This is a genomic window from Anoxybacillus suryakundensis, assembly GCF_001418025.1.
Lineage (GTDB): Bacteria > Bacillota > Bacilli > Bacillales > Anoxybacillaceae > Anoxybacillus > Anoxybacillus tengchongensis.
The window spans coordinates 78404-105113 of the sequence record NZ_LIOK01000005.1; the positions used below are offsets into that span (position 1 = coordinate 78404).

The 26710-nt window shown below is 42.9% G+C and carries 29 protein-coding genes and 1 other annotated feature; of the genes, 9 read left to right on the forward strand and 20 right to left on the reverse strand.

The genetic code is table 11. The features are described from left to right. Positions 1 to 99 precede the first annotated feature (99 nt). Positions 100 to 2238 carry a (Fe-S)-binding protein gene (locus tag ASC42_RS04920; RefSeq protein ID WP_055440891.1) on the reverse strand — a complete coding sequence of 713 codons (2139 nt, stop codon included), beginning with the start codon at positions 2236 to 2238 and terminating at the stop codon, positions 100 to 102. Positions 2239 to 2325: 87 nt separating this feature from the next. On the opposite strand from ASC42_RS04920, the gene cls reads away from it, so the two are divergent. Then, positions 2326 to 3504, forward strand: coding sequence for a cardiolipin synthase (gene cls / locus ASC42_RS04925; RefSeq protein ID WP_055440801.1), 1179 nt, complete (start codon positions 2326 to 2328; stop codon positions 3502 to 3504). Positions 3505 to 3542: 38 nt separating this feature from the next. Here cls and argS read toward each other — a convergent pair whose 3' ends face one another. From argS to speE, 5 genes are all read right to left on the reverse strand, one after another. Beyond that, on the reverse strand, positions 3543 to 5213 hold the full coding sequence (gene argS / locus ASC42_RS04930) for an arginine--tRNA ligase (protein WP_055440802.1): 1671 nt from the start codon (positions 5211 to 5213) through the stop codon (positions 3543 to 3545). Continuing rightward, positions 5210 to 5647: a YwiB family protein gene (locus tag ASC42_RS04935; RefSeq protein ID WP_055440803.1), complete on the reverse strand. Its 438-nt coding sequence runs from the start codon at positions 5645 to 5647 to the stop codon at positions 5210 to 5212. Before ASC42_RS04935 ends, argS begins: the two co-directional genes overlap by 4 nt. 90 nt (positions 5648 to 5737) lie before the next feature. Then, complete coding sequence (locus ASC42_RS04940) at positions 5738 to 6106, reverse strand: hypothetical protein (protein ID WP_055440804.1); 369 nt, start codon at positions 6104 to 6106, stop codon at positions 5738 to 5740. A 111-nt stretch (positions 6107 to 6217) separates the two neighbouring features. Further along, positions 6218 to 7090, reverse strand: coding sequence for an agmatinase (gene speB, locus ASC42_RS04945; RefSeq protein WP_035049330.1), 873 nt, complete (start codon positions 7088 to 7090; stop codon positions 6218 to 6220). Positions 7091 to 7102: 12 nt separating this feature from the next. Further along, positions 7103 to 7930, reverse strand: coding sequence for a polyamine aminopropyltransferase (speE, locus tag ASC42_RS04950; protein ID WP_003397067.1), 828 nt, complete (start codon positions 7928 to 7930; stop codon positions 7103 to 7105). Positions 7931 to 8106: 176 nt separating this feature from the next. On the opposite strand from speE, the gene ASC42_RS04955 reads away from it, so the two are divergent. Continuing rightward, a complete protein-coding gene (locus tag ASC42_RS04955; protein WP_055440805.1) occupies positions 8107 to 10158 on the forward strand; it encodes a transglycosylase domain-containing protein in 2052 nt (683 codons plus the stop codon). Positions 10159 to 10296: 138 nt separating this feature from the next. Here ASC42_RS04955 and ASC42_RS04960 read toward each other — a convergent pair whose 3' ends face one another. Both ASC42_RS04960 and ASC42_RS04965 read right to left on the reverse strand, forming a co-directional pair. Continuing rightward, positions 10297 to 10803 carry a YwhD family protein gene (locus ASC42_RS04960; RefSeq protein ID WP_055440806.1) on the reverse strand — a complete coding sequence of 169 codons (507 nt, stop codon included), beginning with the start codon at positions 10801 to 10803 and terminating at the stop codon, positions 10297 to 10299. 17 nt (positions 10804 to 10820) lie between these two features. After that, a complete protein-coding gene (locus tag ASC42_RS04965) occupies positions 10821 to 11489 on the reverse strand; it encodes a site-2 protease family protein (protein WP_055440807.1) in 669 nt (222 codons plus the stop codon). Between the two features lie 131 nt (positions 11490 to 11620). On the opposite strand from ASC42_RS04965, the gene ASC42_RS04970 reads away from it, so the two are divergent. Further along, entirely contained in the window at positions 11621 to 11809 is a 189-nt protein-coding gene (locus ASC42_RS04970) for a 2-hydroxymuconate tautomerase (protein ID WP_003397075.1), read from the forward strand. Between the two features lie 9 nt (positions 11810 to 11818). On the opposite strand, the gene ASC42_RS04975 is transcribed toward ASC42_RS04970, so the two are convergent. From ASC42_RS04975 to ASC42_RS04985, 3 genes are all read right to left on the reverse strand, one after another. Beyond that, positions 11819 to 12331: a YwgA family protein gene (locus ASC42_RS04975; protein ID WP_141653495.1), complete on the reverse strand. Its 513-nt coding sequence runs from the start codon at positions 12329 to 12331 to the stop codon at positions 11819 to 11821. Positions 12332 to 12343: 12 nt separating this feature from the next. Next, positions 12344 to 13666 carry an HD domain-containing protein gene (locus tag ASC42_RS04980; RefSeq protein ID WP_055440809.1) on the reverse strand — a complete coding sequence of 441 codons (1323 nt, stop codon included), beginning with the start codon at positions 13664 to 13666 and terminating at the stop codon, positions 12344 to 12346. Between the two features lie 97 nt (positions 13667 to 13763). After that, positions 13764 to 13988 (reverse strand): YuzB family protein, encoded by a 225-nt coding sequence (locus ASC42_RS04985; RefSeq protein WP_055440810.1) that lies wholly within the window; start codon positions 13986 to 13988, stop codon positions 13764 to 13766. 145 nt (positions 13989 to 14133) lie between these two features. Here ASC42_RS04985 and ASC42_RS04990 point away from each other — a divergent pair, with 145 nt between their 5' ends. After that, entirely contained in the window at positions 14134 to 14805 is a 672-nt protein-coding gene (locus ASC42_RS04990; RefSeq protein WP_032101357.1) for an RsfA family transcriptional regulator, read from the forward strand. A 26-nt stretch (positions 14806 to 14831) separates the two neighbouring features. Here ASC42_RS04990 and lipL read toward each other — a convergent pair whose 3' ends face one another. Both lipL and pta read right to left on the reverse strand, forming a co-directional pair. Continuing rightward, positions 14832 to 15656 (reverse strand): octanoyl-[GcvH]:protein N-octanoyltransferase, encoded by an 825-nt coding sequence (gene lipL, locus ASC42_RS04995; protein ID WP_055440811.1) that lies wholly within the window; start codon positions 15654 to 15656, stop codon positions 14832 to 14834. Further along, positions 15656 to 16639 (reverse strand): phosphate acetyltransferase, encoded by a 984-nt coding sequence (pta, locus tag ASC42_RS05000; RefSeq protein WP_055440812.1) that lies wholly within the window; start codon positions 16637 to 16639, stop codon positions 15656 to 15658. The genes lipL and pta overlap by 1 nt, the downstream gene beginning before the upstream one ends. Positions 16640 to 16835: 196 nt before the next feature. Here pta and ASC42_RS05005 point away from each other — a divergent pair, with 196 nt between their 5' ends. The 4 genes from ASC42_RS05005 to gerQ all read left to right on the forward strand — a co-directional run bounded on the left by ASC42_RS05005 (position 16836) and on the right by gerQ (position 19220). Continuing rightward, entirely contained in the window at positions 16836 to 17399 is a 564-nt protein-coding gene (locus ASC42_RS05005) for a YqaA family protein (protein ID WP_055440813.1), read from the forward strand. 67 nt (positions 17400 to 17466) lie between these two features. Next, entirely contained in the window at positions 17467 to 18213 is a 747-nt protein-coding gene (hemQ, locus tag ASC42_RS05010) for a hydrogen peroxide-dependent heme synthase (RefSeq protein WP_055440814.1), read from the forward strand. Between the two features lie 121 nt (positions 18214 to 18334). After that, positions 18335 to 18757, forward strand: a complete 423-nt coding sequence (locus ASC42_RS05015) for a cell wall hydrolase (RefSeq protein ID WP_055440815.1) — start codon at positions 18335 to 18337, stop codon at positions 18755 to 18757. A 19-nt stretch (positions 18758 to 18776) separates the two neighbouring features. Further along, positions 18777 to 19220 carry a spore coat protein GerQ gene (gene gerQ, locus ASC42_RS05020; protein WP_055440816.1) on the forward strand — a complete coding sequence of 148 codons (444 nt, stop codon included), beginning with the start codon at positions 18777 to 18779 and terminating at the stop codon, positions 19218 to 19220. A gap of 26 nt (positions 19221 to 19246) precedes the next feature. Here the strand turns inward: gerQ and ASC42_RS05025 are convergent, their stop codons facing one another. Both ASC42_RS05025 and ASC42_RS05030 read right to left on the reverse strand, forming a co-directional pair. Then, positions 19247 to 19609, reverse strand: coding sequence for a DUF423 domain-containing protein (locus tag ASC42_RS05025; protein WP_055440817.1), 363 nt, complete (start codon positions 19607 to 19609; stop codon positions 19247 to 19249). Positions 19610 to 19620: 11 nt separating this feature from the next. Next, on the reverse strand, positions 19621 to 19857 hold the full coding sequence (locus ASC42_RS05030; protein WP_032101365.1) for a YwdI family protein: 237 nt from the start codon (positions 19855 to 19857) through the stop codon (positions 19621 to 19623). Between the two features lie 99 nt (positions 19858 to 19956). Here ASC42_RS05030 and ASC42_RS05035 point away from each other — a divergent pair, with 99 nt between their 5' ends. Beyond that, on the forward strand, positions 19957 to 21573 hold the full coding sequence (locus tag ASC42_RS05035) for a glycoside hydrolase family 13 protein (RefSeq protein ID WP_055440818.1): 1617 nt from the start codon (positions 19957 to 19959) through the stop codon (positions 21571 to 21573). A gap of 17 nt (positions 21574 to 21590) precedes the next feature. Here the strand turns inward: ASC42_RS05035 and ASC42_RS05040 are convergent, their stop codons facing one another. The 5 genes from ASC42_RS05040 to ahpF form a co-directional block, all read right to left on the reverse strand. Continuing rightward, positions 21591 to 22586, reverse strand: coding sequence for a potassium channel family protein (locus tag ASC42_RS05040; RefSeq protein ID WP_055440819.1), 996 nt, complete (start codon positions 22584 to 22586; stop codon positions 21591 to 21593). Beyond that, complete coding sequence (locus ASC42_RS14220; RefSeq protein ID WP_055440820.1) at positions 22583 to 22789, reverse strand: hypothetical protein; 207 nt, start codon at positions 22787 to 22789, stop codon at positions 22583 to 22585. Before ASC42_RS14220 ends, ASC42_RS05040 begins: the two co-directional genes overlap by 4 nt. Next, positions 22764 to 23438, reverse strand: a complete 675-nt coding sequence (locus tag ASC42_RS05050) for a uracil-DNA glycosylase (protein WP_055440821.1) — start codon at positions 23436 to 23438, stop codon at positions 22764 to 22766. The genes ASC42_RS14220 and ASC42_RS05050 overlap by 26 nt, the downstream gene beginning before the upstream one ends. Before the next feature lie 57 nt (positions 23439 to 23495). Next, positions 23496 to 24878, reverse strand: coding sequence for a glycine--tRNA ligase (locus ASC42_RS05055; protein ID WP_055440822.1), 1383 nt, complete (start codon positions 24876 to 24878; stop codon positions 23496 to 23498). 58 nt (positions 24879 to 24936) lie between these two features. After that, positions 24937 to 25114: a binding site (T-box leader), on the reverse strand. A gap of 63 nt (positions 25115 to 25177) precedes the next feature. Further along, complete coding sequence (gene ahpF / locus ASC42_RS05060; RefSeq protein WP_055440823.1) at positions 25178 to 26707, reverse strand: alkyl hydroperoxide reductase subunit F; 1530 nt, start codon at positions 26705 to 26707, stop codon at positions 25178 to 25180. Positions 26708 to 26710 lie beyond the last annotated feature (3 nt).

Below are 26710 nucleotides of genomic sequence, written 5' to 3' on the forward strand. Positions count from 1 at the left end.
GACGGGCAAAGAAGGCGCACGAAACCGCACACCTTCCCGTTGCTTTCATTATACTGAAAATGTCTTAAAAATAAAACTATTTATTTTTTTTAGAATTTTTTAATGAACAGGTCCAAATACAGCCTTTTCTAACAGCTCAGCGACATCATACGTGCCGACTTTTTCTTCCACTTCTTTTGCTTTTGTTCCATCTGATAACATCGTTAAACAGTACGGACAGCCCGAGCTAATAACTGTTGGATTCACTTCAAGCGCCTGTTCTGTGCGCGCTACGTTAATGCGCGTGCCTGTCGTTTCTTCCATCCACATTAATCCGCCACCTGCACCGCAACACATGCCTGTTTCGCGATGGCGTGCCATTTCCACGAGCTTCACACCCGGAATCGCTTTCAAAATTTGACGCGGTGCATCGTATACATCGTTATATCTGCCTAAATAACATGAATCGTGGAATGTAACGACTTCGTTGACTTCATATTTTGGGACGAGGCGACCTTCTTCCACAAGCTTTGCTAGTAACTCTGTATGGTGATATACTTCCGCTTCAAAGCCGAAATCCGGATATTCATTTTTGAATGTGTTATACGCATGCGGATCGATCGTCACAATTTTTTTCACACCTGCTTTTTCAAACTCTGCAATATTAGATGTTGCTAATTCTTGGAATAAAAATTCGTTTCCTAAACGGCGCGGCGTATCGCCAGAGTTTTTCTCCTTGTTGCCTAAAATCGCAAATTTCACGCCTGCTTCATTTAATAGACGCGCAAAAGCTAACGCAATTTTTTGGCTTCGGTTATCGAATGACCCCATCGAGCCGACCCATAATAAATATTCGAATTCTTCTCCAGCTTTTTGCATTTCTTTTACTGTCGGAATCCGGACATCTTCACACAACTCGCGCCAATTTTCCTTTTCTTTGCGATTCAGTCCCCATGGATTTCCTTGACGTTCGATATTTGTCATCGCACGCTGTGCATCAGGGTTTAACTTTCCTTCTGTTAATACGAGGTAACGACGTAAGTCAATAATTTTATCGACATGTTCATTCATAACTGGGCATTGGTCTTCACAGTTGCGACACGTCGTACATGCCCAAATTTCTTCTTCCGTAATGACATCGCCAATCAAATTCGGCATTTCGATCGTTGCCGCTTGTTCTTGCATTCCTTGCGCCATGAAGGCGAGTTGGTTTCCTTTTGTATTCGCAAACGCAAACGTTGGTACCCAAGGAGCTTTCGATGTGATGGCTGCGCCTTTTTCAGTTAAATGGTCACGCAATTTTAAAATAAGATCCATCGGTGATAACATTTTCCCTGTCCCCGTTGCTGGACACATGTTCGTGCAGCGCCCGCACTCGACACACGCATATAAATCGATGAGTTGCGTTTGCTTAAAATCTTCAATTTTCCCAACACCAAACGACTCTTGCGTCTCATCTTCAAAGTTGATTTTCTCAAGCTTCGGTCTCGTTAACCGACTAAAAAAGACATTGACTGGTCCAGCGATTAAATGGGCATGTTTCGATTGTGGCACGTACACTAAAAACGTTAATAAAATCAGCAAGTGCACCCACCAAGCAACGAAAAACAATACTGCTGCTCCTGTTTCTCCTACCCAATTAAATGCAAGTGCAATCGCAGAAGCGACAGGTTCGCTCCATGACGTTCCTTCGTTATGCCAAATGCGCCCCATGCCATTTCCAAACAGCACGGAAAGCATAAGTCCACCGATAAAAATAAGAACAAGTCCTGCTTTGAAATCACGTTTTAAGCGGACAAGCTTTTCAATGTAACGACGATAAAACGCCCATAGTACCGCCACTAAAATAAGTAATGTCACAATTTCTTGAAAAAACGTAAACGCTGGATAAAGTGGCCCGAGCGGCAAGTGCGCCCCTGGGACAAGCCCTTTAATGATGAAGTCAATGGCACCAAATTGAACGAGAATAAAGCCGTAAAAGAACATGACGTGAATAATGCCGCTTTTTTTATCTTTTAATAGCTTTTTTTGCCCAAAAACATTGATCCATATGTTTTGCAGACGTTCTTTTACTTTTCCATCAAACTCAACTTTTTTCCCTAGCTTAATATACGCAATGCGCGTTTTGACGAGATAGACAAATAGATGAACAGCGTACGCTGTCACAAGCAAAAAAGCGATCCAGTTCAACCAAAGCACAATACCCTTCCCCCTTTGTTGTAAAAATAAAATAAATTTTCTGAACAAACTTACTTTCATTATATAATGAATGAGCATTCAGTCAATATTTTTTCTCATTTTTTATTTTCTTTTTGGGGAAACTACACGAAAGAAAGGAGTGGAGGCATGCGTTGGCTCGTCATTGCGATCATTTTATTGTTTCTTCTTGTGCTTGATTATAAATGGGGCGATAAAGTGTCAAAAGCATCAGCACGAAAAAAGGTCGGCATTGAACGTGAAAGCGACATTTCGCTATTTACGACAGGTGAAACGTTGTTTGATGACTATTTTGCACAGTTAGAACAAGCGAAACATCATATTCACATTTTATTTTATATCGTGCGCGATGATGAAATCGGTCAGCGATTTTTTTCTTTACTTGAGCAAAAAGTAAACGAAGGGGTAGAAGTACGTCTGCTCGTCGATTGGGTCGGCAGCTTCGGGTTACCGGCTTCCCTCCGACAAAAAAGTGGGCAATTTGCTTTTGCGAACCGTCCGACATTGCCGTTTTTTTTCTACAAATTGAACGAACGGAATCATCGGAAAATTACTGTTATTGACGGGAAAATTGGCTATTTAGGCGGGTTTAACGTCGGAAAAGAATATATGGGGCAAGATCCGAAGTTTGGCCATTGGCGCGACTATCATTTGAAGATTGTCGGAGAAGGTGTGCATGACTTGCAGCGACAGTTTCAAGAAGACTGGACAAAAGCGACTGGGCAATCGTTTGGAGATGATGAACGGTATTTTCCTCCCCTTCGAAAAGGAATGATGAAACATCGTCTTCTTCCAACGGACGGGAAGTATTTAGAAGATGAATTTATTCAGCTGATTAAACAAGCAAAACAGGAAATCATCATCGGAACCCCATATTTTATTCCAAGTAAAAAAATTATGCATTCTCTTCTTGAAGCGATGGAACGGGGTGTTCAACTGACGATTATTGTACCGATGCAAGCGGATCATCCGTTTGTGAAAGAAGCAGCGTATCCGTCTTTTCGTCGGCTACTTCATACAGGCGCTCATATTTATCAGTTTTATCATGGGTTTTACCATGCAAAAGTAATTGTCATCGATGACGATATATGTGATATCGGTACAGCGAATTTTGATCGTCGCAGTTTGTTCATTAACTACGAAATGAATTGTTATATATATGACAAATCGTTCATTCAACATGTCAAACAAACGATCGCCAAAGACATCGACACATCAACGTTGTTGACAGCGGAATATTTTCGCAAGCAATCTTGGCTTCATCGGCTGAAAGAAGGGGTTGCGACATGGATGTCCCCGTTATTGTAGTGAAAAAGGGTGCCCTATTGGGGACACCCTCTTTCGTATTACATTTTTTCAGGAGCATGTACACCGACAAGCGCTAAAGCATTTTTTAATGTAATTTGTACAGCTTTCATAAGTGCTAAGCGAGCGCGACTTTTTTCCACGTTCGTTGCATCAAGTACTTTTTCCGCATTGTAAAAACTATGCAATGCAGAGGCAAGATCGAAAATGTAGTTCGTCATTCGATGTGGTGAACGCTTCACCGCTGCTTCCGCAACAGCTGAAGGAAACTCCCCAAGTTTTTTCAATAAGTCGATTTCTTTTTCCGCTAATTCGTACGTAAAAGATAGGTCACCATCATAAGATAACCCTTGTTCTTCGCCTTGACGAAGCATGCTGCATACGCGCGCATGGGCATATTGTGCATAATATACAGGGTTTTCGTTTGATTGCGATACAGCTAAATCCATATCGAAATCTAAATGCGTATCTGATGAGCGCATCGCAAAGAAATAGCGCGTAGCGTCCAGTCCGACTTCTTCCATTAAGTCACGCAACGTAACCGCCTTTCCTGTCCGTTTGCTCATACGTACTTTCTCACCGTTTTGATATAAACTAACGAGCTGAATAATTTCAACTTCTAACACATTTGGGTCGTATCCGAGCGCAGCGATCGCCGCCTTCATGCGCGGAATGTAACCGTGATGATCCGCGCCCCAAATGTTAATAATTTTTTCAAATCCACGCTCAAGTTTATCTTGATGGTATGCAATGTCCGGCAATAAATACGTGTACGTGCCATCTTGTTTAATAAGTACGCGGTCTTTGTCATCACCGAATGTCGTCGAGCGGAACCATGTCGCGCCATCCTGCTCGTAAATATGCCCTTTTTCGCGCAACGTTTCAAGCGCCTTCTCAATTTTTCCGTTATGGTAAAGCGATGTTTCCGAATACCAAACATCAAATGTGACGCGGAAGTCGGCTAAATCTTTTTTAATTTTATCCATTTCAAACGCTAACCCATATTCACGGAATTGTTGAAGTCGCTCTTGTTCATCGAGCGCGACAAACTTGTCGCCATGTTCTTCTGCTAATTTTTTCCCTAGCTCAATAATATCTTCACCGAAGTAGCCGTCTTCTGGCATGTCCTTATCGATACCAAGCGCTTGAAAATAACGCGCTTCGACCGACTTGGCTAAATTGGCGATTTGATTGCCAGCATCGTTAATGTAATATTCACGTGTGACGTCAAAACCTGCTTTTTTCAAGATGTTACATAATGAATCGCCAACAGCTGCTCCACGCGCATGACCTAAATGTAAGCTACCTGTCGGGTTTGCGGAAACAAACTCAACTTGCACTTTTTGTCCATTGCCGACGTTTGTTTCACCGTACGCATCGCCTGCTTGTAAAATGGTCGGAACGAGCTCAGTTAAATAACGATTGTCCATGTAAAAATTAATAAACCCCGGTCCAGCAATGTCCACTTTTTGAACAAATACGGCTTCACCGTTAAAATGACGTACAATATCTTCCGCGATCATACGCGGTGCTTTTTTTGCGACGCGCGCAAGTTGCATCGCCACGTTTGTTGAATAATCGCCGTGCGCTTTGTCTTTCGGCGTCTCTAAAATGACGCTTGGAACGTCTGCTTCTGTCGCGACGCCTGAGCGAATGACCGCTTCTTTAATTTCTTCTTTTAGTTTTTGTTTCATTTGTTCAACAATGTTCATTTTTTTGCCTCCTTAAACGAAATCGTCACTGCATGACGACCGACATGTTTCCCAGATAAATGGAGTATGTAGGAAAAAAACAACTGCCCTTTTTTTGTTTTTTCATTATACTGATACAAAACTTGTTCTGTTTTTGTTTTCATTTCCCAGCGCGCCACCGGACTTTCGTACGTGCCCACCGTTTCTGACTGTTTACGGAACGTATGGCGCATCGAGACTGCACCGGAACGAAGAACGACGACTTCATCATTGGCAATCTTCACAATATTTTTGATCGTTTCTCCTTCGTACGTCTCTTCAAACGTCACATACGTTGCGTCTCCTTTTAAGTAGTATAAACCATTTGCCTCAATGACAACAATTTCTTTTCGTGCACCGTCACGAATTTCTGTCACTTGCTTGAGTTGTATTGGTGTTCCGTTCACCTTCCCCACATCCTTGCTGTTGTTGTGACTGTAGTTAAGTATAGAAAAAGAGGCGCATACATGCAATAGGCGGCCTCTTTTTAGAGACCGCCTAACATATTACACCTGCTTTAAGTTTTTTAATACATTCCATGCAAACACGAGTACGGCGAGCGTCACAAGAGTACCTCCGAGCGCTGTCAATGGAATGAACGCTTCATTTCCAGAGACGACAAACGCTAAGCCGATCATCATTGCTGGTAAACCGACGTTATGAAGCCAAAAATGCGCTTTCGCTGTTTTCGTTTCCGCAATATGAGGGAATAAATGATATAAAATACCAGCAAGCGTTAACGCTGTCCAACCAAGCAAGTTAATATGAACGTGAACAGGTGTAAATGTAAAAACGTGCGTCATCGACATATAAAGCCCTAAACAGACGCCAATTGCGAAATAAACAGCAGAAATTTTAATTAATCGAATGCCCATTTTTTCACCTCCTTTCCAATATTGACACTATGTAAATGTTACTTTCAATGTATGACATTGGCAATAGTTTTATGAAAAAAAAATCCCTGTCTCACCGACAGGGATTGATCTTTATTTCACCCAACCGAGAAGCATTTCGCGCACGAGCTTGCTTGCTGTGTTGGCTGTTTGTTCAGAATGGTCATATACAGGTGCAACTTCAACTAAATCTGCTCCGACAACGCGCACATCGGAACGAGCGATGGCGTGAATAGCAGCCAGTAGCTCTTTTGACGTAATACCGCCTGCATCGACGGTTCCTGTTCCTGGCGCGTGCGCTGGATCTAATACATCAATGTCAATTGTGACATATACCGGACGGCCTGCAAGCGTTGGGAGCACTTCTTTTAACGGCTCAAGCACGTCAAATTTCGCAATATACATACCGTTTTCTTTTGCCCACTCAAATTCTTCTTTCATGCCCGACCGAATGCCGAAAGAATATACGTTTTTCGGTCCAATGAGCTCAGCAATTTTACGAATTGGCGTTGAATGCGACAACGGCTCACCTTCGTAATGCTCGCGCAAATCTGTGTGAGCATCCATATGAATAATCGCTAAGTCTGGATATTTCTTATACACCGCTTTCATGACCGGCCAAGACACTAAATGTTCGCCACCAAGACCGAGCGGAAATTTTCCCGCTTCCAATATACGATCAACAAACTGTTCAATCATGTCTAAACTGCGCTGAGCGTTACCAAATGGTAAAGGAATATCACCTGCATCAAAATATTTCACTTCATCCAGCTCGCGATCTAAATATGGGCTATATTCCTCAAGCCCGATTGACACTTCGCGAATGCGTGCTGGACCGAAACGGGAGCCTGGGCGGTAGCTAACTGTCCAGTCCATCGGCATCCCGTAAATAACCGCTTGGCTTTCTTCAAAATTCGGATGGCTTTTAATAAATACGTTGCCAGAATACGCTTCATCAAATCGCATCGTCTTCTCCCCTTACTTCACTAAGTCTTCAACGAATTTCGGCAATACGAAGCACGCTTTATGAAGCTGTTTTGTGTAATATTTCGTTTCAATGTCGTGGAAACGTTCTTCGCTCACTTCAAGCGGATCGTATTTTTTTGAGCCCATAGTAAACGTCCACATGCCGCTCGGATACGTTGGAATGTTTGCGATATATAAACGTGTAATTGGGAAAATTTCACGCACATCACGTTGAACAGTGCGAATTAAATCTGCTTTAAACCATGGATTGTCTGTTTGCGCAACAAAAATACCATCATCTTTTAACGCTTTCGCAATGCCTGCATAAAACCCTTTTGTAAATAAATTGACCGCTGGACCGACTGGCTCTGTTGAGTCAACCATAATGACGTCGTATTCGTTTTCGCTTTGCGCAATGTGCATAAAGCCGTCGTCCACTTTCACTTCCACGCGCGGATCGTCTAATTTTCCAGCGATTTCCGGCAAATATTTTTTCGAATACTCGATGACTTTCCCGTCAATTTCAACGAGCGTCGCTTTTTTCACGCTCGGATGCTTTAATACTTCGCGAATGACACCGCCATCTCCGCCGCCGACGACAAGAACGTTTTCTGGATTCGGGTGCGTAAATAGCGGGACGTGCGCAACCATTTCATGATAGACGAATTCATCTTTTTGCGTTGTCATAACCATTCCGTCTAAAATAAGCATGTTGCCGAATTGTTCTGTTTCAACCATATCGAGCTTTTGAAATTCCGTTTGCTCTGTATGTAAAGTGCGTTTAATTCGTGCTGTAATCCCAAAGCTGTCCGTCTGTTTTTCAGTAAACCAAAGTTCCATGTTTGAACACCCTTTCGTCAATAATGCACCGCTTATCATGCCCAAAAAATAAAATGCTAAACATGAAAAAGTATAGAGCAATCTAGCAAAATTTCAAGTAAAAATTGCTAGAAAACGTTTAAAAAAATAAAAATGTTTTCATACTAATTTTAAACGTAAAAAATGAGGTGATGGCTATGGAGACGATCGCCATCGAACGATGGAAACGAACGTTTAAATATATGCGGCTCTTCCTTTGGTTTGCGCTAGTTAGCAGCTTGTTAGGCACGATAACGATCGCGGGGCTCATTATATTTGCGAAATGGAAAGGCCCTCCCCCTTTAGCGGTTCCGCAATCGACTATTTTTTATGCAGAAGACGGCACGAAAATTGGTGAAAACCATTACGGCGGGAAAAGATATTGGGTTAAACTATCGGACATGTCCGAACACGCCATTCATGCAACGATTGCGGTGGAAGATCGAAAGTTTTTTGACCATTACGGTTTCGATTTGAAACGTATCGCCGGGGCGATCGTTGCAGACATAAAAGCGATGAAAAAAGTGCAAGGGGCAAGCACAATTACCCAACAATATGCGCGCAATTTATTTTTAAGCTATGAGAAGACGTGGTGGCGCAAAATACAAGAAGCGTTATATACAATTCGACTGGAAGCAAACTACGATAAACATGATATTTTAGAAGGGTATTTAAACACGATTTACTACGGACATGGCGTATACGGCATTGAAGCAGCTGCTAACTTTTATTTCGGAAAGTCCGCTCGTGAGTTGACCGTGGCAGAAGCAGCGATGCTTGCAGGTATTCCGAAAGGCCCAAGCTACTATTCGCCACTCGTTGATTTAGAACGAGCAAAGAAACGGCAACGCATCGTTCTACATTCGATGGTTGAAGCAAAATTTTTGTCGAAAGAAGAAGCAAAACAAGCCGCAAACGAACCACTTTACTTTTCAAACGGCCAACAAATGAAAACAAAAACGATTGCCCCGTATTTCCAAGACGCTGTCAAGCATATGTTAAAAACGGTGCTCGGACTTGATGAAGAAACGATTGAAATGGGCGGATTACGTGTGTACACGACGCTCGATGTCAACATGCAGGCAATCGCAGAGGAAAAGATAAAAGAAACGATTCATTCGCAATCAAACATTCAAGTCGCACTCGTTGCGATGGAGCCAAAGACAGGAGAAGTTAAAGCGCTTGTCGGGGGGCGCGACTATGAAAAAAGCCCGTTCAATCGCGCGATACAAGCAGAACGTCAACCCGGTTCTACATTTAAACCGTTTTTATATTATGGCGGGCTACAGCACGGATTTACTCCATCGACGCAATTACGTAGTGAACCGACGACGTTTACGCTTGAAGATGGCTCGACATATACACCTCGCAACTTTAACAACTATTACGCAAACGATACAATTACACTTGCTCAAGCGATTGCTCTTTCGGATAACGTCTATGCCGTAAAAACACATTTGCTGCTTGGACAAGACAAGCTTGTAGCCATCGCGAAACAACTCGGTATTACAAGTAAACTGAAACAAGTGCCATCGCTTGCTCTCGGGACGTCGCCCGTTAAAGTCATTGATATGGCGCGCGCCTACAGTATCATCGCCAATGGCGGAAAAAAAGTCGAGCCTGTATTTATTAAAAAGGTGACAAATTACGAAGGAAAAGTGCTATATGAACAACGGTCAAGCGATGAACAAATACTCGATCCGGCGCTTGCTTTTGTGACGACGCATTTAATGACCGGCATGTTTGATCCAACGTTAAATGACTATGCTTCGGTGACAGGGCAATCGATTACATCACGTATGACTCGACCGTATGCTGGAAAATCAGGAACGACGAAAACGGATAGTTGGATGATCGGTTTTACACCCCAACTCGTCACTGCCGTCTGGACGGGATATGACCGAGATGAAACGATTGATCGCACGGATGAAAAGCAATACGCAAAACATATTTGGGTCAGTTTTATGGAAGATAGTTTACGCGGAAGAAAAGTCGCGACATTTGAGCCACCAGAAGGAGTTATCGGCGTATATGTCGATCCTCATAGCGGTAAGCTCGCTACTGCAGCTTGTCCGACAACAAGATTAACGTATTACGTTGTCGGTACAGAACCAACAGACTACTGCAAAGACCATCCGGCAGAAAAGAAAAAGAACAAAAAGAAAAAAGAAAAAGATTCATGGTTTAAGCGACTGTTCGACTGGTTTTAAACACAAACGCCCAAGCGAGTATGCTTGGGCGTTTATGCGTCCTAGTTTTATCATGTGTTACATTTGTACCTTTAGTTTACTCCTTTTCCCACTCAACGACAAGTATGGATATGACCTCGTTCACAAAACCGTCACATTTTATCCATGATTTTGAAGCTGACGTTTCAATTCCTCGCTCGAACGCTCCCACATGTCGCGGTTATGTTGTTGTAAAAATGAAGCTAAAACTTCTTTTGAGCGCCCATCCATATGGTCGACGATAATATGGCGCTTTAATGATTTATCCATCCGATTGACGTGCTCAGGAAGCGATTTATATCCGCGGCGCGCTTCACGATCGACCGTCATCTCACATGCCGTCACCCCGGCATAATACGGTCCTTCTTCCGTCTGATCAATCATTACCCACACGAGCCAATATAGTTTGCCATTTGGCACTTCTTCGCGATTTGGCGTAAATTTAATGCCTTTTTCTACGACGCTACGCGCATGCATCGCCCCCATATCAATGAACGCTTCACCTGCTTCAACGTCGATAATAACTGGAGAAACGTTTGATAAACTGAGCACCCCTGTTCCAAACGTTCCGTGCACTTTTGGCTCTTTTTTAATAATGTTAAACATCGGCTTTTTTTTCTCTTCCACGTTCGTTCATCCTTTCTTTACAAAATAAGTGTTGAAAATATGCTTTGTAGCCATTGAGCAACCGCTGGAATAGCGACATGAAAAATCGGTTGAATCGTATATTGATCTAATGGCGTAAAAATAAGAATTAAAAAAATGAGCGCCCCGTAGTTTTCAAATTGCGTCATTTTCGCACGCACGTGCATCGGTGCTAAATCTTCGACAATACGATAACCATCAAGCGGAGGAAACGGCAATAAGTTAAAAACGAACAATAAAATATTCAATCCGATATAAATTTCAAAAAACTGATACAATCCGTCTCGAAACCAGATCGGGATGAATTCAAATATACCGATGCGAATCATCGCATACCATAAAGCGAAGCCAATGGCCGCAAGCAACAAATTGCTGAGCGGACCTGCGACAGAAACGAGAACGCCCGCAAGACGCGGGTGACGAAAATATCCGCGATTGACCGGCACCGGACGCGCCCAACCGAACCCAGCGATAAAAATAAGCAATGTCCCTAGTATGTCTAAATGAGCGAGCGGCGACAACGTTAGTCTCCCTTGTTGTTTTGCCGTCGGATCACCAAATTTATACGCCACGTATGCGTGCGCAAATTCATGAACAGAAAACGCAAGCGCAAGCGCCAACACAACATACGGTATTTCTCGAAGCGGATATGCTAAAAATTGGTCCACGTTTCTTCCCCTTTTCAAACTTTTTTCATTTTTTGATTATTATACACGAAAAACAAGCCGAAACACTACTGATAACAGTCGATGAATGGTATAATAACGATTGTCGAACAAAGAAGAAAGGGGCGATCGCGATGCCATATGTAACAGTAAAAATGCTTGAAGGTCGCACAGAAGAACAAAAACGAGCGCTCGTTGAAAAAGTAACAGAAGCCGTTGCGGAAACGACAGGTGCACCGAAAGAAAAAATTGTCGTCTTTATTGAAGAAATGTCGAAAAATCATTATGCGATTGGCGGAAAGCGATTAAGCGACGAAAGCTGACCCTGATGGTCAGCTTTTTATGTACGTCTGCTCACGTAACTGTTCGATGTAACGATACGCTTCTTCAATTTCTTCTTCTGTGTATCGCTGCTTGCTTTTTAATGTAAATACTTTTTCTTTCACTTCATCTTTACTTAAGTCTTCAAAATATAAAATCGTAGAAACAAGCTCTAAAAATCTTGCACTTTGTTCATTTAAGCTGCGCAAGCAAACATCTAAATCAGGCATGTCCAAATAATAGTGAGTTAAAAACTGCTCACCCGCTTCCGTCAACGCATAACGATATTGATAATATCCGCCTTTTTTTTCTTTCATTTCTTGCAAAAATCCGACGTTACATAACTCTTCAATGCGCAATGTCAACTCTTCGGAATACGGACCGTAAAAATGAAAATCGAATTTTTCATAAAAAGGAAACTTCATTTTTTTCGCAATGTAAATCATTTTTTGTAGCTTTTTTCGTCCTACAATCTCCCCGACTGCCGCCAACGCTTTCATTATTTTCGCATGCTCGAAAAGCAATGTCCCCATCTCCTATTCATATAAAAGTTGCTTAATTTTTTTCTTCACGTTTCGTTTTGTCGATAAGTCATCGAGAAAATCTTGTGGGAAATATAATTTATGATCGGTGCGCCGTTTCCCCGAAATCGCATCAACGATCGTCGATTCCCGCGATAACTCACGCAACTCCCCGTTCGGCATTAACAAATAAATCGGAAGCCTCTCCTCTTCTTCCCCAGGACGATAAAAGTCGTACGGAAGATCGGATGAAGAGTCAACGACTAAATAATAATCCGGATCGATGCCCGCCTTTTTAAACAACGTCGTCAATTCCACTAGCTTTTTCATTTCCTCGTTCGTCGGTTGAAATTCGACGTATTTAAATAAATTACGATTCATAAAGCGACGGCATAAATCGCTTAAAATCGAATCTCGTTCATCTTGCCATTGTTGAAAATAGTATAATGTCACCGCTTCATCTAATTTTAAATAGTCTTCTAGTTGCACGTTTCCATGAAAAAGAGATTGGAAATGGACAGGAGGTGTTTGAAACGTATAACCGGATAAATATAAATGTTTCGCGCGGTGCAAAATTTTTGTCAAAATGACTTCTGCGCTGCGCGTAACAGGATGGAAATATACTTGCCAATACATTTGATATCGGCTCATAATGTAGTCTTCTACCGCATGCATGCCACTTCGCTTAATGACTACTTGTTCTTCGCGCGGACGCATGACGCGCAAAATGCGCTCCATATCAAAATGTCCATAGCTGACACCTGTATAGTACGCATCGCGCAATAAATAGTCCATGCGATCCGCATCAATTTGGCTAGAAATTAAGCTGACGACAAGCTTATTTTCATACGTTTTTTCAATCACTTCAGCGACCTTTTTCGGAAAATGTAGCGACACACGACGCAACACCGCATTCACTTCCGTATCGCCTAAAATAATCGCGCGCGTAAATTGCTCATGATCAAGACGAAACACTTTTTCAAAGGAATGCGAAAACGGACCATGTCCTAAATCATGCAAAAGCGCAGCGCATAAACAAAGCAAGCGCTCATTTTCATCCCAATCCGGTCGACCAGCAAACACATCGTCAACGATGCGGCGCACAATTTCATATACGCCAAGCGAATGATTAAAGCGGCTATGCTCCGCGCCGTGGAACGTCAAATACGTCGTGCCGAGCTGTTTAATGCGACGCAGCCGTTGAAATTCTTTCGTGCCAATTAAATCCCAAATGACTTTATCACGCACGTGCACATACCTATGCACCGGATCTTTAAACACTTTCTCTTCGCTTAATTTTTCATTGAGGTACAATCCTTCTCCCTCTCTTCTGTTCATAACATAGCTTTATTATAGAGCGTTCTTTGTAAAAAACAAAGACTTCCTTTTTCCTGAAATAAAGAAAAAAATCACCTTTTAACACAAAGGCGATTTTTTATTTTTTCAACTTCTCAGCAATCTTTTCAATTAATTCATCTTCCGTCATGGCCGATACAGGGCGATTGTTGACGAACGCAAACACTTTTTTCCGACCTGGACCGCAATACGACTGACAGCCAATTTCAATCGTCGCGTTCGGATCTAATTTTTTCAACCTTGGCAACAACGTTTTTAAATTCGTTGCTTGGCAATCGTCACAGACGCGAAATTCATTTTGCATACCGTACTCACTCCTTTTCGCTAACGAGTATTCTAACGTGTATACGCGAACAATGCAAGCTACATCTATTTCCTTTGAAAAATAGTATATCTTTCTTGCTTTTTGGTGATTATGAAAATAAAAGAATGCGAAAGGGGTTTTTTCCATGACAAAAAAACGACAAGATGCTTGGACTGAAGAAGAAGATCTATTGTTAGCTGAAACGGTGCTGCGCCACGTGCGCGAAGGAAGCACGCAATTAAATGCATTTGAAGAAGTGGGCGATAAATTGAATCGCACATCTGCCGCATGCGGATTTCGCTGGAATGCGGTCGTTCGCCAACAATACGAAGAATCGTTACAAATGGCGAAAAAGTTCCGTAAACAACGGCAACGCGCACTCGGAAATAAACATGCATTGCGAAAACGGCCGCTTTATACACCTCCTGTACCTTCGCTTGAAGAATTAGGGATGGAACCGTTAGAAGTGCAAACGAATGAATATGAACATGTTGAGACAAGTCATTTAACGCTTGACCATGTCATTGCTTTTTTACATTCTTTAAAGCAATCGTACATCGGGCAAGAAACAGCGCTAGTGGAAAATAAGCAACTAAAGCTGGAGCTCGAACAATTACAACAACAATATAAACAACTAGAACAACAATTTACAAAACTACAAAAAGAAAACGAAGAATTGCGCGAGGATTACGGAACGATGGCGCGAATCATTAATCGGGCAAGACAAATCGAAATTTCAGAAGATGAGTTTAGGGCACCTATTTTCAAAATGGATCGCAACGGAAATTTAGAGAAAATCGAAAAAATTGCTGAGTAAAAAAGCTGTCTGGTGCGACAGCTTTTTTATTTCGGCAACATCGTTTCATTTCGGTCGATCATACGCTGAAAGTACATATAGTATCGCTCCCATTCTGCTTGAGTAAGCGATGATGGCTCAAGCGTACTTCCAAACGATTGGAGAGCTTCGTATAGTCGGATGATAAGCGTTGAAACGGTCATTTGTTTGCCGAGCAATTCACTTAACGATGCCATCGTATGCGGAACGATTGTCGGATACGTAAATTTCGTTTGTTCTCCCGCAAGAGATCGCTCATAAAACTCACGAATCCATTGCGCTCTTTCGGCGCCGCTTCCGTTTGCACATATATACACTTGCACAGCGACGCCGCCTCGAATACGCCGCTGTGAAATGCCCGCAAACTTTTTTCCATCAATGCTTAAATCAAAACTTCCTGGACAATACGAACCGACGACTTCTCCTGTTTGTACATGTGCTTCTGGCAACATACGTGCAATAAGTGTCGCCATCGCTTCATATCCTCGATCAATATCAATTCCTTTTTTTGTATCTGGAAAAATAAGTGAAACGTTTAAAACCCCTTCATCTAATACGACCGCCAATCCACCAGAATTGCGAACGATCGTATGCCAACCTTGTTCATGTAAGTAGGCGAGTCCTTTGTCAATGTACGGCAGTTTCGTATCTTGAATGCCGAGCACAACGGTCTGATGATGCACCCATAATCGAACAATCGGTTGTGACTGACCGTTACCTACGGATTCGCAAAGCGCATCATCAAACGCAAATGACTGTTTCGCATCAAACGATGGACCGAGACTCGAATGATCGATAATTCGCCACGTTTGTTGTCGCAACAATTCACTCATTATTCCATCGCCGCAAGCGCCTGCGCTGCTGTGATAAGTGATAATTTGTATACATCTTCGGCGTTACATCCGCGCGACAAGTCGTTTACCGGTTGATTTAATCCTTGTAAAATTGGTCCGACTGCTTCAAAATTGCCGAGACGTTGGGCAATTTTATACCCGATATTTCCTGCTTCTAAGCTTGGGAAAATAAAAACATTCGCATCGCCTTGGATGACAGAGTTTGGCGCTTTCTTTTTCGCCACAGACGGAACAAATGCAGCATCAAATTGAAACTCGCCATCAAGCGTTAACTCTGGTGCCATTTCTTTTGCAATGCGCACCGCTTCGATCACTTTTTCCGTTTCCGGTGATTTCGCCGACCCTTTCGTTGAGAAGCTAAGCATCGCTACGCGCGGATCAATATCAAACATTTTCGCTGTTTGGGCGCTTTCGACTGCGATTTCGGCTAAATCTTGACTATCTGGAGCGATGTTAATGGCACAATCGGCAAATACATATTTTTCATCGCCACGCACCATAATGAACACGCCCGACGTTTTGCGAATGCCTGGTTTTGTTTTAATGATTTGTAACGCAGGGCGAACCGTATCCGCTGTTGAATGTGCGGCGCCACTCACAAGCCCGTGCGCTTTTCCCATATACACAAGCATCGTACCGAAGTAATTTTCATCAAGCAAAATGTTGCGCGCATCTTCTTCCGTCACTTTTCCTTTACGACGTTCAATAAACGCAGCAACCATCTCATCCATTTCTTCATACGTATGTGGGTTGATGATCTCTACTTTCTCAAGCGTCAAACCGAGCTCTTTTGCTTTTTGAACGACAGCTTCTTGATCGCCAATCACAATCGGATGCAATACATTTTCTGCCGCTAGACGTCCGACAGCTGTTAAAATACGTTCATCGAGTCCTTCTGGAAATACGATTGTTACATTTTTTCCTGCCACCTTTTGTTTTAAGGCTGCAAATAAGTCACTCACGAAATGTTCCTCCTTAGTTTAAAAAAATTCGTCTATCTATTAGAATACTCTTATTGAGACGAAAAGCAATGAATTACGCCGTAAACGAAAATAGTCTTTTTTTTATAACAATTCTGTTTTTTATGCCGAGTGATATATTGCCTAAAAAGTGATATATTTGTTAAGAAGCATGTACAAAACAAAGGAGCGTTATGATATGTCACAATGGATTCATCATCTTGAACAGTGGTTGCTTGAATTTGGTGTTATTGGTCTCGTCATCGTTTCATTTACAGAATCCTCGTTTTTCCCGATTCCACCTGATGTATTATTAATTCCGTTAAGCATCGCCCAGCCAGAGAAAGCATTATGGTTTTCCTTTTTAACGACGGTCGCTTCTGTGCTCGGTGCATTACTTGGGTGGTATATTGGAAAAAGGTTCGGCAGACCAATTTTACGTTATTTTATCTCGGATGAGAAAATGGATAAAGTAGAGCAATATTTTCAACAATATGGGGCGATGGCGATCGTCATCGCAGGATTCACGCCGATTCCATATAAAGTCTTTACGATTTTCTCTGGCATTTCTAACATCAAAATTCGTACGTTGCTTTTTTGGTCGTTTATCGGTCGTGGAGCACGCTTTTTTATAGAAGGTCTCATTATTTTCATCCTAGGTGCGCAGGCGAAAACATTTATTGAACAGCATTTTACAACGATCACGATCGCCGGCGGAATCATCATTGTCATTTCTTTTCTTATTTACAAACGATTAAAATAGTGTGTTTGGCACAAACAAAACACATATGATAAAATTTGAATAGTACATAACAAAAGGAGTGTTGAATATGAGTGAAGCGGCACAAACGTTAGACGGTTGGTATTGTCTGCATGATTTCCGCACGGTAGATTGGGCGGCTTGGAAAACGCTCACAAACGAAGAGCGCCAAGAAGCAATTCATGAGTTTTTAACGCTAGTGGAAAAATGGGAAACAACGGAAGCGGCTAAAGAGGGAAGTCACGCCATTTACACGATTATGGGGCAAAAAGCGGACGTCATGTTTATGCTTTTACGTCCGACGATGGAAGAACTTCATGAAATTGAAACAGCAATCAACAAAACAAAGTTAGCTGAATATCTCATCCCTGCGTATTCATACGTTTCTGTCGTTGAGCTAAGCAACTATTTGCCGGCAGAAGCTGGCGATCCGTATGAAAATCCAGAAGTGCGTCGCCGTTTATATCCGATCTTACCGAAAACAAATCACGTTTGCTTTTATCCGATGGACAAGCGTCGACAAGGAAACGACAACTGGTACATGCTTCCGATGGAAGAACGCCGCAACTTGATGCGCGCACACGGCATGACAGGAAGAAAGTATGCTGGAAAAGTCGTTCAAATCATTACAGGTTCGGTCGGATTTGACGATTACGAATGGGGCGTCACGCTATTTTCAAACGATGTCCTTCAATTCAAGAAACTCGTATATGAAATGCGTTTTGATGAAGTGAGCGCACGATTTGGTGAATTCGGCTCTTTCTTTGTCGGCAACATTTTACCGAAAGAAAAAATGGAACAGTTTTTACATGTATAGGCCTCCGATTTGGAGGTCTTTTTTTATGATGTGTTTCATACATATAACAATGACGACTTTCCTCACATTTTTTATTTTTCATCATAGGCTAATAGCGATTTCTATAAAGTGAGGTGAAGGGATGGCTGTTGTTGCCTATACAGAAGAAGATGTCAAATTACTCGCCCGCCTCATGCGAGCAGAAGCAGAAGGCGATGGTCAGCTCGGCATGTTGATGGTTGGGAACGTTGGAGTGAATCGCGTGCGTGCAAACTGCCTAGACTTTGACGGTCTTCGTACAATTCGTCAAATGGTATTTCAAAGCCCAGGTGGATTTGAAGCGGTACAAAAAGGATATTTTTATCAACGAGCGCGCGACGAAGACATACGCCTTGCCCGCCGCGTCATTCGTGGTGAGCGATTCCATCCTGCAACGAATTCGCTTTGGTTTTTCCGCCCAGATGGTACTTGCCCAGCCCAATGGTTTAATCAATGGAATGCCGGACGTTTTAAGTCACATTGCTTTTACGCACCGACTCGCTCAGATTGTCCACGCGTATATTAATTTTTAAGGAGGAAGTACAATGAGTGATGAACGTCAACAAATGCCGTATTATTCATATCCATACTACTATCCATACCAAATGCCAACGTACCCGTTTGGTTTGCCTACGCCAACATTTGCACCACAAACAGGAGCGATGCAAACACCAACAACTGCAAGCCAGCCACTACCTGGCATGCTTCCAATTGAAGAATCGTACATTGAAAATATTTTGCGCCTGAACAAAGGGAAAATCGCTACGGTTTATATGACATTTGAAAATAATCGTGAATGGAATGCGAAAATTTTCCGCGGTGTCATTGAAGCGGCTGGTCGTGATCATCTCATTTTAAGCGATCCTCAAACAGGAATGCGCTATTTATTGCCAATGATTTATCTCGACTATGTAACGTTTGATGAAGAAATTAATTATGAGTACCCATTTGCATCAGGGAGCGGATTAAGCACATATGCTCCACGTTAAAAACGAGGCGTTACACGCGCCTCGTTTTACATTTGTTTCATTGCCACATACGCTAAAAGTAGCCAAGCAATAATAAACGACACGCCCCCAAACGGTGTAATAGCCCCGAGTATTTTTATTTGCGTCAAGCTCAGGACGTATAAACTACCTGAAAATAAAACGATTCCTACAACCATTAACCATCCAGCCGGCGTCACGTTCGGCCATTTTGTCGCAAGTAATGCAACAATAAATAAACCAATCGTATGGAACATTTGATACTGAACAGCTTTTTGCCACGTATCCATATACCGTTCTGGAATTTTTCCTTCTAACACATGTGCCCCGAACGCACCGAGCGCAACACATAACGCTGCACTCATTGATGCGATAATTGTAAATATTTTCATATTGTTCCCCCCTAAAAATCAAGTAATGATGGCCCGTTCGCATCAGCATCGATAGTTAATCGTTCAGTTGTTGTTGGTTGCGGTGTAATGATCGTTTGTGCACTTGGCGATGGTTGATGTAAAATGACGTCGCACAACGCGCGAACGGCATATATATGTTCACGCACCGCTTGCGGTGACGACGCATGTTTGGCTTTTGCAATTTCTTCTTCTATCTTTGTTAATACATTTGCTACTGATATATCCAAAACGTTTTCACTCCCCACTTCTTTTTCCACTAAAACAATGTTATCTTATACATAGCAACTTTTCAAATTAAAAACGCTTTAAAAAAGGAGTGACAACGAATGAAACGGACATGGTGGAAAGAAGCGGTTGTATATCAAGTATATTGGCGGAGCTTTTTTGACTCAAACGGCGATGGGTATGGCGACTTAGAAGGACTGATTCAAAAGCTGGATTACATTCGCGACTTAGGGATCGATGTCATTTGGCTGAATCCGTGCTATGAATCGCCAGATAAAGATAACGGATACGACATTTCTGATTACTATCGCATCATGGATAAAGCGGGTGATATGGAGACGTTTGACCGCTTGCTTCATGAGGTACATAAACGTGGAATGAAATTAATTATGGATCTTGTCGTAAATCACACATCTGATCAACACCCTTGGTTTATTGAGTCTCGTTCATCAAAAAACAATCCGAAACGCGATTGGTACATATGGCGCGACAAGCCGAATAACTGGCGTTCATACTTTACACCATCGGCTTGGGAATATGATGAACAAACAGGGCAATATTATTTCCATTCGTTTGCGGTAGAACAACCAGATTTAAATTGGGAAAACGAAGAAGTTCGTGAAGAAATTTATAAAATGATGCGTTTTTGGTTAGATAAAGGCATTGACGGGTTCCGCTTAGATGCCATTGCTTTGCTTGCCAAACCTAAAGGATTTCCTGATGCCGAAAATCCATATGACATTCGTTATTTAACGAACAACCCAGGCGTGCATGATTATTTACAAGAAATGCATGAAAAAGTGTTAAAGCATTATGACATTTTCACTGTGGGGGAAGTCGCTTTCGTGTCACCAGAAGAAGGCTTAAAATATGTCGGGGAAGACCGAAACGAGCTACATACCCTTTTCCATTTTGAAGTGTGCGACGAAATGCCGACATGGGATCCAATTCGCTTTAAACAAATTCAAAAACGTTGGTATGAAGGACTGTGGGGAAAAGGATGGAACTCGCAGTTTTTAAACAATCACGACCATACTCGACAAGTAACGCGCTACGGAAACGACAAGCAGTTTCGAGTTGAATCAGCAAAACTGCTCGCTACGCTCGTGCATACGTTGCCTGGAACGCCGTACATTTATCAAGGGGAAGAAATCGGTATGACGGGTGTCAAATTTGACTCAATCGATGATTATAACGACATTGCGATGAAAAATAAATATGCCGAGGAAGTCGCCAAAGGTCGCGATCCGAAAGAAGTGCTTGAAAGCTTGCAGCTATTAAGTCGCGATAACTCGCGCACACCGATGCAATGGGACGATAGCGAACATGCAGGATTTACAACAGGCACGCCGTGGCTTAAAGTAAATCCAAACTATAAAGAGATTAACGTCAAACAGGCATTGGCCGATCCGAACTCAGTATATTATTACTATAAAAAGCTCATTCAATTACGCAAACAAAATCCGGTAATGGTGTACGGCACATTCCGCGATCTTTCAGAAAATGAGCCGTACATTTATGCCTATACACGCGAGCTCGATGGCGTTCGCTGGCTCATCGTTTTAAATCATTGCGACAGCGACAACGTATATACATTGCCAGAAGAGACCAGCTCTGCAAGTCGCCGCCTCTTGCTCGGCAACTATACAGACGTCAAAGAAGAAGGAACGACGCTTCATATGCGCCCACACGAAGCGAGAATTTATGCATTACAGTAAGCAGCCGATATGGCTGCTTACTTTTTGTTTACTGCCTGTTCAAACGCTTCCAACGCTCGTTTTTCCCCAAAGACGATGACGATGTCGCCCGCGCAAAACCGCTCATCTGGGGTCGGGTTCCCAATGATGTCGTCCTGCCGCTGAATAGCAATAATCGTCACTCGAAAGCGCGTCCTTACCGCTTGATCGCCGACAGACGTATGAACAAATGAAGAATGAGGCTCAATCTTTACTTCCTCAATGGCGTATTGTCCGGTACGGTCGTGAAAAATCGTATCAACATAATCGACAGTAACTGGCTTTAATATCGTCATCGCCATGCGCCGGCCGCTCAAAAACGAAGGGTTAATCACCTTGTCCGCACCGGCGCGCCGCAATTTTTCTTCTGATTCTGGCCGCTCGGCACGCGCAACAACTTGAATGCTAGGATTCAGTCCTTTTGCAGTTAAAGAGATGAAGACGTTATCTGCATCAGAAGGCAATGCAGCAACTAATCCCGACGCACGCTCAATGCCTGCGGCAATTAACACGTCATCTGCTGTCGCATCCCCCTCAACATACGGAATGGGATCGCCCATTTCTTCAAGCGAATCTACATTCCGTTCGATGACAACGACAGATGTCCCATTTTTGACAAGCTCGCGCACAACTTGTTCGCCAACACGACCAAACCCGCATACAATAATATGGTTCGTCATCGCTTCAATTTTCTTTTTCATTTTTCGCCTCCGCACTGTTTTCGAAAATTCCCCTTCCATCATCATCGAAACAACCGCCCCTGTTGCATATGTCACGATACTAATACCGACGGGAATAATGATCAGTGCAAACATTTTCCCATAAAACGTTTGTGGAACTGTATCACCATAGCCGACCGTCAAAATCGTAACAACCGTCAACCAAAGTGCATCAAAAAACGTTAATTGTTCAGAAAACATAAACCCTACCGTTCCTGCGATAATAGCGACGATCATCGCGATGACGGAAACGACGATAGAGCGCGACGAACTCATCCGTTTCTCCCCTTATGTTCTTTTTTTACAAACTTCATGCAAGGTGTACTTGATGATTGCTTAACGATAATAGACGGCAACATTGCGCTTTTAAAACCGAATGCGCGACAGCCACGCGGCAATTGCGCATCCCATGTGACATAAAAATGTTTGCATTCATAACAGTTTATTCGTGTATCAAATGTTTTCGATTTGCCAGTCAATCGTCTCTCTCCCTGTTCGTTGTAAAAACGCGTTCGTTTTCGAAAATGGGCGGCTGCCGAAAAAGCCTCGCGCGGCTGAAAGTGGGCTCGGATGCGGGGCTTCAATAAGATAATGATGTTCATTTGTAATGAGCGCTTTTTTCGCTTGCGCATGACGCCCCCATAAAATAAAGACGACAGGCTCATCCTTTTCATTTACAAGTTGAATGACGCGGTCCGTAAAATGCTCCCATCCTTTTCCTTTATGCGAATTTGCTTCTCCACGTCGCACTGTTAATACCGTATTTAACAATAACACCCCTTGCTCTGCCCATTTTAATAAATAACCGTTGTTTGGAATATAGCAACCAAGATCATCTTGTAACTCTTTAAAAATGTTTAATAACGATGGCGGCAAAGCAACACCTGGTTTTACGGAAAAACTTAATCCGTGCGCTTGATTTGGTCCGTGATACGGGTCTTGTCCTAAAATGACGACTTTGACATCTGCATATGAAGTATAATGAAGGGCATTAAAAATATCATGCATATCGGGATAAATCGTTTTCGTGCGATATTCTTCTTTTAAAAACTGACGCAACTTCAAATAATACGGCTTTTGAAATTCCTCTTCTAACAGAGGCGCCCAATCATTTTTCAATATGCTCATCGTTTCACTCCTTCCTAACATAAAGGCTACCCTAACGATAGGATAGCCTGTTTTTCGTTAAAATTGAATTTTTTCTTCTAAAAAGTCTTTTAATTGTGCGATTGGAATGCGTGTTTGTTCCATCGTGTCGCGATCGCGCACAGTTACCATTTGATCTTGTTCTGAGTCAAAATCATACGTAATACAGAACGGTGTTCCGATTTCATCTTGACGGCGATATCGTTTTCCGATCGAACCAGACTCATCGTAATCGACCATAAAGTGCTGGGAAAGCTGTTCAAAAATAGCACGTGCACCTTCTGATAACTTTTTCGACAACGGTAATACAGCTGCCTTGTACGGCGCTAATGCTGGGTGAAGATGCATAACGGTGCGCGTCGTGCCGTCTGCAAGTTGTTCTTCTTCATATGCATCAATCATAAAGGCAAGCGTCACGCGGTCTGCACCGAGTGAAGGTTCAATGCAGTACGGAATGAAACGCTCATTCGTCTCTTGATCGAGATAATGGAAATCTTCTCCTGAATATTCCATATGACGGCGCAAATCGTAATCGGTGCGCGATGCAATACCCCATAGCTCGCCCCAACCGAACGGGAACTTATATTCAATATCTGTTGTCGCGTTGCTGTAGTGAGATAGTTCATCTTCAGAATGATCGCGCAAACGAATGTTTTCACGCTTCATGCCAAGCGATAAAAGCCATTGTTCGCAATATTGTTTCCAATAATCAAACCATTGCAATTCCTCGCCCGGCTTGCAGAAAAATTCAAGCTCCATTTGCTCAAATTCGCGCGTGCGGAATGTGAAGTTTCCTGGTGTAATTTCGTTCCGAAAACTTTTTCCGATTTGCGCAATACCAAACGGCAATTTTTTGCGCATCGTCCGCTGCACGTTTTTAAAGTTTACAAAAATGCCTTGTGCCGTTTCAGGACGAAGATAAATTTCGTTCGCGCTCGATTCCGTCACACCTTGGAACGTTTTAAACATTAAGTTAAATTGGCGAATGTTCGTAAAGTCGCGACTGCCGCAATCCGGACAAGCGATGTCGTGCTCTTGAATGAGCTGCTCCATTTTTTCAAATGGGAGCCCATCGACAACCATTTCAATACCTTTCGCTTCAAGGGCGCCTTCAATAATTTTGTCTGCCCGGTGACGCGCTTTACATTGTTTACAGTCAATCATCGGATCGTTGAAGTTCCCTAAATGACCTGACGCTTCCCACGTGCGCGGGTTCATTAAAATCGCTGCATCTAATCCGACATTGTACGGCGATTGTTGGACAAACTTTTTCCACCATGCACGTTTAATGTTGTTTTTCAACTCTGTCCCTAACGGACCGTAATCCCACGTATTCGCTAATCCGCCGTAAATTTCTGAGCCAGGAAAAACAAAACCACGATGCTTCGCATGTGCTACAATTTGATCCATCGTTACCGACATCTTTCATCCTCCTTTTGTCAAATGTAAACAAAAAACGCTCTCATCCTTAGGCCTTTCGCCTAGGGACGAGAGCGTAACTCCCGCGGTTCCACCCTAGTTGATGCGTAACGCATCCACTTTTTGCGTGAAGCAACTCCAGACTGCCGTTTCGCTAAGCGTCTTTGCTAGGCTTCCACCACCCCTAGCTCGCTACAAAAGAACGATCTTAGCTACTATCCATCTTTCATCGTTGCACCTGTATTTCGTTTGGCTAATATTGTATCAAACGACAATACGAGCGTCAAGGGGAGGGAAACCGGTTAATTCCGAATTAAGTAGTCAAACGCACCTAAAGAAGCTGTTGCGCCTAAGCCCATGGAAATGATAATCTGTTTATATGCGCTATCTGTACAATCGCCAGCAGCGAAGACACCAGGAACGTTTGTTGCACCGCGTTTGTCGACGATAATTTCACCGAAGCGATTGCGCTCGACCGTTCCTTCTAACCACTCTGTATTCGGTACGAGTCCAATTTGAACAAATACACCTTGAAGTTCAATATGGTGCTCTTCGCCTGTTGCGCGATCAATATACGTGAGACCGTTTACTTTGTCTGTACCTGTAATTTCTTTCGTTTGCGCATTTTTAATGACTGTTACGTTCGGTAAGCTGTACAAACGATCTTGCAACACAGCATCCGCCTTTAATTCTGGCGCAAACTCAAGAACGGTCACATGCTTAGCAATTCCCGCCAGATCAATTGCCGCTTCGACCCCAGAGTTACCACCGCCAATGACCGCGACATGCTTTCCTTCAAACAACGGACCGTCGCAATGCGGGCAGTAAGCAACCCCTTTATTTTTGAACTCCGCTTCGCCAGGGACGCCGAGATTGCGCCAGCGCGCACCTGTCGCGACAATGACCGCTTTACTTTTTAAAACGGCGCCGTTTTCAAGTTCAACTTCAATGAGGTCTTTCTTTTCCAACCGTTTCGCACGCTGCAAGTTCATAATGTCAACATTGTAATGTTTCACATGTTCTTCAAGGCTTGCTGCGAGTTTTGGACCTTCTGTATATTTGACGCTAATAAAGTTTTCAATGCCTAGCGTATCTAAAATTTGACCGCCAAAACGTTCAGCGACAATTCCTGTGCGAATGCCTTTACGCGCAGCATAAATGGCTGCTGTCGCACCAGCAGGTCCCCCACCGATGACAAGCACGTCGAACGGGTCTTTGTTTGCGAACGTTGAAGCATCTGGCGTGCTTCCTAACTTCGCAAGAATTTCTTCAAGCGACATGCGGCCGCTCGCAAATGGTTCGCCATTTAAAAAGACAGTTGGTACCGCCATCACGTCTTTTTGTTCGACTTCTTCTTTAAATGCTGCTCCATCAATCATCGTATGTGAAACGTTCGGATTTAGTACGCTCATGACGTTTAATGCTTGAACGACGTCCGGACAGTTATGGCACGTTAAGCTGACGTATGTTTCAAAACGGTACGTTCCTTGTAAACTTTTAATTTGATCAATGACCGCTTGATCGACCTTTGGCGGACGTCCACTCACTTGAAGCAACGCAAGCACGAGGGAAGTAAATTCATGTCCTAAAGGTACTCCTGCGAACACAACGCCCGTTTCTTCGCCAACGCGATTGACGCTAAAGCTTGGCGTTCTCTCTAACGTTGTTTTTTCTACTTTGATTTTCGATGACATTGTTGCAAGCTCATCGACTAAAGCAAGCATATCGCGGGAAACTGAATCGTCTCCCGCGCTCACTTTTAACACAATGTCATTTTCCATCAATTGTAGATATTGGGCGAGCTGTGCTTTAATTTCAGCATCCAATATCATTGA